At 74.9% G+C, this 9,204-nt stretch carries 8 protein-coding genes and 1 pseudogene; 7 read left to right on the top strand and 2 right to left on the bottom strand.

Translation table 11 applies throughout. The features are described 5' to 3' along the window. A pseudogene (locus tag AOK18_RS28275) lies at positions 1–277 on the bottom strand (phosphatase); the annotation flags it as partial. Between the two features lie 323 nt (positions 278–600). Between AOK18_RS28275 and AOK18_RS28280 the strand changes: the two are divergent. The 6 genes from AOK18_RS28280 to dhaL all read left to right on the top strand — a co-directional run bounded on the left by AOK18_RS28280 (position 601) and on the right by dhaL (position 7,211). Next, a complete protein-coding gene (locus AOK18_RS28280) occupies positions 601–2,460 on the top strand; it encodes a gamma-glutamyltransferase family protein (RefSeq protein WP_055696166.1) in 1,860 nt (619 codons plus the stop codon). Between the two features lie 100 nt (positions 2,461–2,560). Next, complete coding sequence (locus tag AOK18_RS28285; RefSeq protein WP_055570831.1) at positions 2,561–3,406, top strand: inositol monophosphatase family protein; 846 nt, start codon at positions 2,561–2,563, stop codon at positions 3,404–3,406. 321 nt (positions 3,407–3,727) lie between these two features. After that, positions 3,728–5,137 (top strand): phytoene desaturase family protein, encoded by a 1,410-nt coding sequence (locus AOK18_RS28290; RefSeq protein ID WP_055696168.1) that lies wholly within the window; start codon positions 3,728–3,730, stop codon positions 5,135–5,137. Then, positions 5,134–5,322, top strand: coding sequence for a macro domain-containing protein (locus tag AOK18_RS28295; RefSeq protein WP_055696167.1), 189 nt, complete (start codon positions 5,134–5,136; stop codon positions 5,320–5,322). Before AOK18_RS28290 ends, AOK18_RS28295 begins: the two co-directional genes overlap by 4 nt. A 162-nt stretch (positions 5,323–5,484) precedes the next feature. After that, positions 5,485–6,483: a dihydroxyacetone kinase subunit DhaK gene (locus tag AOK18_RS28300; RefSeq protein WP_055570830.1), complete on the top strand. Its 999-nt coding sequence runs from the start codon at positions 5,485–5,487 to the stop codon at positions 6,481–6,483. 62 nt (positions 6,484–6,545) lie between these two features. Continuing rightward, the gene (gene dhaL, locus AOK18_RS28305; RefSeq protein WP_055696169.1) at positions 6,546–7,211 is read left to right on the top strand and encodes a dihydroxyacetone kinase subunit DhaL; all 666 of its coding nucleotides are present in this window, start codon (positions 6,546–6,548) and stop codon (positions 7,209–7,211) included. A 126-nt stretch (positions 7,212–7,337) separates the two neighbouring features. Here dhaL and AOK18_RS28310 read toward each other — a convergent pair whose 3' ends face one another. Continuing rightward, the gene (locus AOK18_RS28310) at positions 7,338–8,018 is read right to left on the bottom strand and encodes an HAD family hydrolase (RefSeq protein ID WP_055570834.1); all 681 of its coding nucleotides are present in this window, start codon (positions 8,016–8,018) and stop codon (positions 7,338–7,340) included. Positions 8,019–8,606: 588 nt separating this feature from the next. Between AOK18_RS28310 and AOK18_RS28315 the strand changes: the two genes are divergently transcribed. After that, positions 8,607–9,204 (top strand): ScbR family autoregulator-binding transcription factor (locus AOK18_RS28315; protein ID WP_055696170.1); only part of this gene is annotated, 598 nt, incomplete at its 3' end.

The following is a 9,204-nucleotide window of genomic DNA, read 5'->3' on the forward strand; positions in this document are numbered from 1 at the left end:
GGAGGTGGACGTCCACCTCCCGTCCGCGGGGATCGGGGACCACGTGCGGTTCCTGGGACCCGAAGGCGCGGCCCTGGGGGCTGCCGTGGATCGTGACCGGCTCCGTCGTGAGGGGAACGGGTTCGACCACCTGCAGCGAGCTCATCGCGTAGTCGGCCATGCGCAGTTCGACGCGCGCGGCGCCGTACTGCTCGGTGAGGGCCACCGTGACGATGTCCACCAGTGCGTGCGGGGGCGCCGTCCGCAGGGCACGCTCGACGGCGGCAAGTCTGTTCACGTCATTCCCGTTTCCCTGCGTACCTGACCGGCCATGGAGCGACGGCTCCGGGCCGACGGGTCCGCTTCGCGGGGACGCGCCGCCTTGGGCCGCCCTCAGTTTACCGACCACGATGTCGTCGCGATTCCCCCCCGGTTTCTTCACGTCCTCCCGGGGGCCTCCCCGGGCCCCGGCCGTCCCCGCGCGGACGCCGCCGGCGGGCCGGGCACGGCCTCCCGCGGGCGCCGCGGACACCCGGGACGGCCCTACCCCGGCCGCGTTCCCCCCGGCGGGGCAGGGAAGGATGAGCGGGGTCCGCCGGCACGCACACACCGAGGTGAGAGATGCGGTTCACCACCCGCCCCACCCTCCAGGGCACCTTCGGCATGGTGTCGTCCACGCACTGGCTGGCGTCCCAGTCGGCCATGGCCGTCCTCGAGGGCGGGGGCAACGCGTACGACGCGGCCGTGGCGGGCGCCTTCGTGCTGCACGTCGTCGAGCCGCACCTCAACGGACCGGCCGGCGAGGTGCCCATCCTGCTCGCGCCCGCCGGCGGCGAGGTGCGGGTGCTGTGCGGTCAGGGCGTCGCCCCGGCCGGGGCGAGCGCCGCCCGCTACCGGGCGCTCGGCCTGGACCTCGTCCCGGGCACCGGACCGCTCGCCGCCGCCGTGCCCGGCGCCTTCGACGCCTGGATGCTCCTGCTGCGCGACCACGGCACCCGCTCCCTCGCCGACGTCCTCCGGTACGCCGTCGGATACGCCGAGCACGGGCACGCGCCCGTGGAGAACGTCGGCGGGACCGTCGAGACCGTACGGGAGCTGTTCGAGACGGAGTGGACCTCCTCGGCGCGGGTGTACCTGCCCGGCGGCAGGGCGCCCCGTCCCGGCGAGCTGCTGCGCAACCCCGCCCTCGCCGCCACCTGGCGGCGCCTGCTGGCCGAGGTTGCCGGCGCCGGTGACCGGGAGGCGCAGATCGACGCCGCGCGGGAGGTGTGGCGCACCGGCTTCATCGCCGAGGCACTGGTCCGGCAGGCCGGACGGCCCACCCTGGACACCAGCGGCGAGCACCGCACCGGCACGCTGACCGCCGCCGACCTCGCCGGCTGGTCGGCGACGTACGAGACCCCGGCGACGTACGACTGGAACGGCTGGACCGTGTGCAAGGCCGGCCCCTGGAGCCAGGGCCCCGTCCTGCTCCAGCAGCTCGCCCTGCTCCCGCCGGACCTGCCCCCCTACGGCTCCGCCGACTACGCGCACCTGCTGATCGAGGGCAGCAAACTGGCCATGGCGGACCGGGAGGCCTGGTACGGGGACGCGGCCGAGGTGCCGCTCGACGACCTGCTGTCGGACGGGTACAACGCCGAGCGGCGCACCGAAGTGGGCCCCCGGGCCTCGCACGTGCTGCGGCCCGGCAGCCCCGGCGGGCGCACCCCGCGGCTGAGCGCGCGGGCGCGCGCGGCGGCGGCCGGGACGGCCGGGCCGCCCGGGGCGGGGCCCCGGGGGAGGGGCGCCGCCGTACCGGGCGCCGGCGAGCCGACGGTCGCCAAGCACCCCGCGTCCCCCGTGCCGGGCGAACCGGAGGTCTCCGGCGACGGGGCCACCCGCGGCGACACCTGCCACCTGGACGTCGTCGACCGCTGGGGCAACATGGTCGCGGCCACCCCGAGCGGCGGCTGGCTCCAGTCCAACCCGGTCGTGCCCGAACTAGGCTTCCCCCTCGGCACCCGGCTCCAGATGACCTGGCTGGAGGACGGACTGCCCAACACGCTCACCCCGGGACGCCGCCCCCGCACCACCCTCACCCCGTCCGTCGCCCTGCGCGACGGGGAGCCGGTGATGGCGTTCGGCACGCCCGGCGGGGACCAGCAGGACCAGTGGCAGCTGCACTTCTTCCTCGCCGTCGCGCTGCGCGGCCGGGTACGGGGCGGCCTCGACCTGCAGGGCGCGATCGACGCCCCGAACTGGCACCACGACAGCTTCCCCGGGTCCTTCTACCCGCGCGGCACGCGCCCCGGCAGCGTCACCGTGGAGTCCCGGACGGACCCGGCGGTGGTGCGGGAGCTGCGGCGCCGGGGCCATGAGGTCACGGTCGGCGGGCCCTGGTCGGAGGGCAGGCTGTGCGCGGTCGCCCGGGACCCGGCCACGGGCGTGCTCTCGGCGGCGGCGAACCCGCGCGGCATGCAGGGCTACGCGGTGGGCCGCTGAACCCATATCCCCCGGACCGGGGGCCCATATTCATGGGGATACCACCGGGAGTGCACCGGACGGGTGGGGTTTGTCAGTGGGGCATGTTCTCATGGGGGACATGATCGAGGACAACGAAACCATCGAAGAGTTTCTCGCCCGGCACGCCGTCGACGTGGAGGAAGCCGTCCGCAAGGCCGCCGCACAGGAGATCATGCCGCGCTGGCGCCGGCTCGCCGACCACGAGATCGACCGCAAGTCCGGCCCGCACGACCTGGTGACCGACGCGGACCGGCAGGCCGAGCTGTACCTCACCGAGGCGCTCCGCGGCCTGCTGCCCGGCTCGGTCGTGGTGGGCGAGGAGGCGGTGCACGCCAACCCGGCGTCGTACGAGGGGATACGCGGCCGGGCGCCGGTGTGGATCGTCGACCCGGTCGACGGCACCCGGCAGTTCGTGAACGGCGACACCGGATTCTGCACCCTGGTCGCCCTCGCGCTCGGCGGAGTCGTCCACGCCTCGTGGACGTTCGCCCCGGTCCGCGAAGAACTCGCCACCGCCGTACGGGGACAGGGCGCCTTCCTCGACGGGGTGCGGCTGAACGCCGGTTCCCCGGAGCCCGGCCGTGACCTGCGCGTGGCCACCTCCCACCCGGACTTCATGACGGACGACCAGAAGCGCTCCCTCCTCGGCCTGCGGACGGACGGCGTGGCGCCCCGCGCCTGCGGCTCGGCCGGACTGGAGTACCTGGCCGTCGCCCGCGGCGAGTCGGACGCCACCGCCTTCTGCTGGGAGGCCGCCTGGGACCACGCGGCGGGCCTGCTCCTCGTCGAGGAGGCGGGCGGCGCCCACCTGACCCGGGCCGGCGAGCCCTTCCGCATCACGGGCGGCAACGACCTCCCGTTCACCGCGGCCCGCGACGAGGCCACGGCCCGCCGGGTGACGGGACTGCTGGCGGCCGGAGCCTGACCCCTGGATCCGCCGCCCCGGCCGGGACGGTGAGGTGCGGGCGCGGCCTTCCGGCCCGCGGCGGGGGCCGGGGACGGCCCGCCGTGCAACACGCCCCCGCCGTCGAGTCCGCTCCGGCACGGACCGCCCACCGGGTGCCCGGGCGGGGCGCCGTCCCCGGACGTCCGCCCCGGACGGGGGAGCCCCGGCCACCGCGTCACGCGGTGGAGGCCGCCCGGGGGTCGCAAGGGCGCCGGTGCCCCGGCATATCCTGGGTCTCCCGATCCTCCCGGCCGCCTCCGGGCGCCGTCGGCCGACGAAGGAGTTCCGAAGGTGGTGTCGATGCTCGACGTGGTCGTGGTGGGTGCGGGGCCGAACGGGTTGACCGCCGCCGTGGAACTGGCCCGGCGCGGTTTCTCCGTCGCGCTGTTCGAGGCGAGGGGCACCGTCGGGGGCGGTGCCCGCACCGAGGAACTGACCCTGCCCGGCTTCCGGCACGACCCGTGCTCCGCGGCCCACCCGCTGGGCGTCAACTCGCCCGCCTTCCGGGCCCTTCCGCTGGAGCGTTACGGCCTGGAGTGGCTGCACGCTGACCTGCCCATGGCCCATCCGTTCCCCGACGGCACGGCGGCCGTGCTGTCCCGGTCGGTCGGCGAGACGGCCGCCTCCTTCGGCCCGCGCGACGCCGGGGCGTACCGGCGCCTGGTCCAGCCCTTCCTGCCCCGATGGGACACCCTGGTCCGCGACTTCATGTCCCTGCCGCTCACCGCGCTGCCCCGCGACCCGCTCGGCCTCGCCCGCTTCGGCCTCGCCGGACTCCAGCCCTCCACCTGGCTGATGCGCCGCTTCCACGACGAGCGGGCCAAGGCCCTGTTCGCCGGACTCGTCGCCCATGTGATGGCCCCGCTGGGCGGGTTCGCCACCGGCGCCGTGGGCCTGGTCTTCGCCCTCGCCGCGCACGCCCGCGGCTGGCCCGTCGCCCGCGGCGGCTCCCAGGCCGTCTCGGACGCCCTCGCCGGCCACCTGCACGACCTCGGTGCCGCCGTCCACACCGACTACGAGGTCAAGCGGCTCGACGACCTGCCGCCGGCCCGCGCGTACGTCTTCGACACCTCGCCCACGGCCCTCGCCCGCATCGCCGGCTTCGGCGACCACTACGCGGGCTATCGTTACGGCCCCGGCGTCTTCAAGATCGACTACGCGCTGGACGGCCCGGTGCCGTGGACCGCGCCGGAGGCCCGCAGGGCCACCACCGTGCAGATCGGCGCGGACAGCGCCGAGATCGGCGCCGCCCTGCGCGCCGCGTCCCGGGAAGGCCGCGCCCCCGACCGGCCGTTCCTCATCACCGTGCAGCCCAGCATCGTCGACCCCACCCGCGCGCCGGCCGGCAAGCAGGTCTTCTGGGCCTACGGCCATGTCCCGAACGGCTGGACCGGCGACCTGACCGACGTCGTGGAACGCCAACTGGAGCGCTTCGCCCCGGACTTCCGCGACCGCGTCCTGGCCCGCGCCACCGCGGGCCCGCCCGAACTCGCCACCCGCAACGCCAACTACGTCGGCGGCGACATCGGTTCCGGCGCCGCCGACGGCCTCCAGCTCCTGCTGCGCCCCAAGCTCTCCCTGTTCCCGTACTCCACCCCGCACCCGAACGTGTTCCTCTGCTCCTCGGCCACGCCGCCCGGACCCGGCGTCCACGGCATGTCCGGGCACAACGCCGCGAAGGCCGTCTGGAGGAGGCTGCGGCAGGCGTGAGCGTCCTCACCCCGGTCCGGGGCGAGGCCACCCGCGAGCACGCCGACGCCCTCGCCGACGCGGCCGGCTCCGCGCTGCCCGGCGGGAGCGGCGTCGCCGGCGCGATCCGCCGCCGCGGCGGCGCGGGCCACCCGGACGCCGTACCCGGAACCGGCCGCGCCGTACCGCCCCCGGGCCCCGCCTGACGTGCCGTTCCCGGCCCCGGCGCGTCGGGGCGCGGGAGGGGTACGGCGCGGCCGGGACCCTGCGCGAGTTGCCGTACACGTCCGGTCACCCCCACCATGGAGATCTCGTCCGGAGGCCCGACTGGTCCGGCCTCGACGCCGGGGACGGAAGGAGTGCCGCACATGACCAGGTACTTCGAGAGCGGCACCGGTGAACTCGTCCCCGATGCGCTGGCCGGGTTCGCCCGCGCACACGCGGACCTCGTGGAGTACACCCCCGCGGACGGATACGTCACCGCCCGGAACCCCGCACCGGCCCGGACCGTCGGGCTCCTCTCGGGCGGTGGTTCCGGGCACGAGCCCCTGCACGTCGGATACGTCGGCGCGGGCATGCTCGACGCCGCCTGCCCCGGGAGGATCTTCGCCTCTCCGCACAACCGGCAGATCTTCCGGGCCTCCCGCGCGGTGGCGGGGCCGAACGGCGTGCTGCACATCGTGAAGAACTACACGGGGGACCGGATCAACTTCGGCATCGCGGCCGAGCGGCTCGCCGACGCGGGAATCGCCTGTGGACGGGTCCTCGTCGACGACGACCTCGCCTCCGACTCCGAGGACATCGCCGCCGGGCGGCGCGGCACGGGCGCCACGGTCCTGGTGGAGAAGGTCCTGGGCGGTGCCGCGGACACCGGAATGGGCCTCGACGCCCTGGTGGAACTGGGCACCGCGGTGGCGGGCCGCTGCCGGACGCTCGCCGTCGCGTCCGCGGCCCACCACGCACCGGTCACCGGTGAGCAGGCCTTCGCGCTGCCGCACGACGAACTGGAGTACGGCGTCGGCATCCACGGCGAACGCGCCGACCGCACCCGCAGCCAGAAACAGGTGGGAGTGCTGGTGGAGGACATGGCGGACGCGCTGCTGGGCGCACTGCGCCCCGCCCCCGACGATCCGCTCGTCGCCCTGGTCAACGGCCTGGGCTCGGTCACGTCGCTGGAGCTGTACGGCGTCTTCGGCGAGCTGGGCCGGGTCCTCGACGTCCGGGGGGTGCGGCTCGCCCGGTACCTCGTCGGGAACTACGTCACGGCACTCGACATGCGGGGCTTCTCCCTGACGCTGATGGTCGCCGACCGCACGGTGCTGGACTTCTACGACGCGCCGGCCCGCACCCCGGCGTGGCGGGGATGACCGGCCGGGCCGCCGGGTCGCCGACCGGTTTCCGGCGGCCGCGACAGGAGGAGGACGGCATCATGACGACCGCCGCTTTCGACAGCACCCGGACCCGGGACTGGATGCGTCGCTTCACCGCGTCGGTGTACGCCACCGAGGCCGAGCTGACCGCGCTCGACCAACGGGTGGGGGACGGCGACTTCGGGACCAATCTGGCCGCCGGGGTCCGGGCCGCCGGACTCCGGCTCGACCGGCCGGAGGGTCCCGCCGGTCCCGCGCAGGCGCTGGGCGCCGTGGCCACCGCCTTCCTCGACGAGATCGGGGGGACCAGCGGCCCTCTGTTCGGTCTGCTGTTCCAGGCGTTGAGCAGGGCCGCCGCCGGTTCCGCCGCCGGCCTGACGTCGGGTGCCCTCGCCGAGGGCACCGCCCAGGGACTGGCCGCCATCCGCCGTGTGGGTGATGCGGAACCCGGGGACAAGACGCTGGTCGACGCGCTGGTCCCGGCCGCCGCCGCGTTGCGGGAGGCTCGGGACGCGCCGCCCGCGGCGGCTCTGGCGGCAGCGGCGGACGGCGCGTGGCAGGGGGTGCGGGACACCGCGTCCCTGACGGCCCGCCGGGGCCGGGCGAGCTACCTGGGCGAACGGGTGACGGGCATCCCGGATCCCGGAGCGGTGGGCGTCGCGCTGCTCTTCGCCGCCGCGGGCGGGACCGTCCGCACCCTGGTGCCCCATCTGTCCGGTGGCTGACCGTTTCTCCTGCCCCCGGCGGCCCCCGGGGCCCGTCCGGCGGGTCGGGGCGGGAGCGAGCGGCGCTCTCCGTCCGGCTGGGGCGTGCCGGGCCCCGTGTCCCCGGCACGGTCCGCCGGCCGGGCCCTACGCGCCGATCCGGCTGCGGGCCCACGTCAGGAGCTCGCCGTCGGCGAGGCTCGGGACCCAGAGGTCGGCCTTCTCCGCCTCCTGTCCCGGGGGGCGGGGCCCGAGGCCGAGGACACGCAGGCCCGCCCGGCGGGCCGACTCCATGCCGGTCAGGGAGTCCTCCACGGCCAGTGCCTCCTCGGGCGGCACCCCGCAGAGGCGGGCGGCCACCCGGTAGACGTCGGGTTCCGGTTTCGGCCGCACGTCCTCGCCGGCGACCACGACGTGGCCGAAGCAGCCGAGGAGCCCGGCCCGGTCGAGGCACGACTCCACCACTTCGCGGGGGCAGTTGCTCGCCACGGCGAGGGGGAGGCGGCGGGCGGCCAGCCGGACCAGCGCGGCGGCGCCCGGCATGGTGACGGGGTCCTGGTCGACCAGCGCGGTGAAGGTGTCGAGGAGGGTGCCGGTCAGGTCCTCCACGAGTTCCGGTTTGCCGGTCTCCTCGGCCATGAGCGCGCCGCACTCGGTGTAGTGCATGCCCTTCGCCCGGTCGGCGAAGCCGGGCGGCGGCGTGAGGTCGTAGGACCGGAAGGTGATGTTCCGGGCCTCCTGCCAGTGTTGTTCCGTGTCCATCAGGGTTCCGTCGCAGTCGAAGACGATGGCGGAGGGGGACCAGGAGAGGATGCGGTGAGCTGTCATGCGGCTGCCCTTCTCGGAGGCCGCGCCGGCCGGTTCGGGGCCGGGACGCAGGCGCCTGTCGGGATGGAAGTGATCCACTCGCGGACATGAGTGGGGGCGGGTGATGCCGTACGGCTGCCGCGGTCGTGCGGGCGTGACGGGGCGCCGGGACGGACGCGGGGGGAGCCGTTTCCGGGCGATCCCCAAAAACATCGTGGTCGTTACGTTAATTTCGCTTCCGCGATGTCCGCAATCACTAATTCGGGTGTAAAGGAATGTCCCGGCCCGGGGGCGCCGATCTTCCGTGAGCGGGGAGAAGAGGAAAATCCGGGGAGCCGGAAGACCGTCGACACGCCTGGTGAACGGCCGCTTTACGAATTCCGGGGCGCCGCCCGCGGCGCATTTCCCACCTCAGCTGAAACGTTTCTTCTCAGCGGGGCGGCGCGGGGCGCGGGACGCCCCGTACCCACGCATGGCCCATGAATAATAAGATCTTCGCGCGCCGCGCATGCGCCTCCACGGGGGTGCCTGAATTTTTCCGTCGTAGCGTCGGCACATATGAGCGAAGGTGGAACCGGAGTGCAGGAAAGGGCGCGTGCAACCCGCAGGGTGCTGCTGGAATCGGCGGCGCATCTCTTCGTCGAACGGGGATACGCGGGAACGAGTGTCAATGACATAAGCGATCACTCGGGAAGAACCAGCGGGGCGATCTATTTCCATTACTCCAGCAAGGAGAAGCTGGCGCTCGCCGTGGTCCGCGAGCAGTTCGCCACCTGGCCGCAGCTCGCCGCCGGCTACACCAGCCCCGGCGTCCCGCCGCTGGAGAAGCTGGTCGGCCTCAGCTTCCAGGTGGCGCGGTCCCTCAACGAGGACGTCGTGGCGCGTGCCGGCGCACGGCTCTGGGCGGAACGCCACACCATCGAGGCCGACGTCCCCACGCCGTTCGACGCCTGGTCGGTGGCCGCCACCCGGCTTCTCGCCCAGGCCCGCACCAGGGGGGACCTCGCGGAAGGGGTCGAGCCGTCGGCCGCGGCCGTGACGCTCGTGTGCGGGTTCTTCGGGCTCTGCACCCTGGCCGACGAGATGCCGGGCGGGCGGAACTGGAAGGAGCGGCTGGAGCAGTGGTGGCTGCTGGCGCTGCGGTTCCTGCAGACCGATCCCGATCCGGCCGCCCTGCTCGCCCGCGTGCGGGCGAGCAGGGCGGCCG

Source organism: Streptomyces prasinopilosus (assembly GCF_001419695.1).
Taxonomy (GTDB): domain Bacteria; phylum Actinomycetota; class Actinomycetes; order Streptomycetales; family Streptomycetaceae; genus Streptomyces; species Streptomyces prasinopilosus.

Excerpts from the sequence above, each read along its gene's own strand:
- AOK18_RS28280 (WP_055696166.1), top strand. The coding sequence starts at position 601 with ATGCGGTTCACCACCCGCCCCACCCTCCAGGGCACCTTCGGCATGGTG.
- AOK18_RS28285 (WP_055570831.1), top strand. The coding sequence starts at position 2,561 with ATGATCGAGGACAACGAAACCATCGAAGAGTTTCTCGCCCGGCACGCC.
- AOK18_RS28290 (WP_055696168.1), top strand. The coding sequence starts at position 3,728 with ATGCTCGACGTGGTCGTGGTGGGTGCGGGGCCGAACGGGTTGACCGCC.
- AOK18_RS28300 (WP_055570830.1), top strand. The coding sequence starts at position 5,485 with ATGACCAGGTACTTCGAGAGCGGCACCGGTGAACTCGTCCCCGATGCG.
- dhaL (WP_055696169.1), top strand. The coding sequence starts at position 6,546 with ATGACGACCGCCGCTTTCGACAGCACCCGGACCCGGGACTGGATGCGT.
- AOK18_RS28310 (WP_055570834.1), bottom strand. The coding sequence starts at position 8,018 with ATGACAGCTCACCGCATCCTCTCCTGGTCCCCCTCCGCCATCGTCTTC.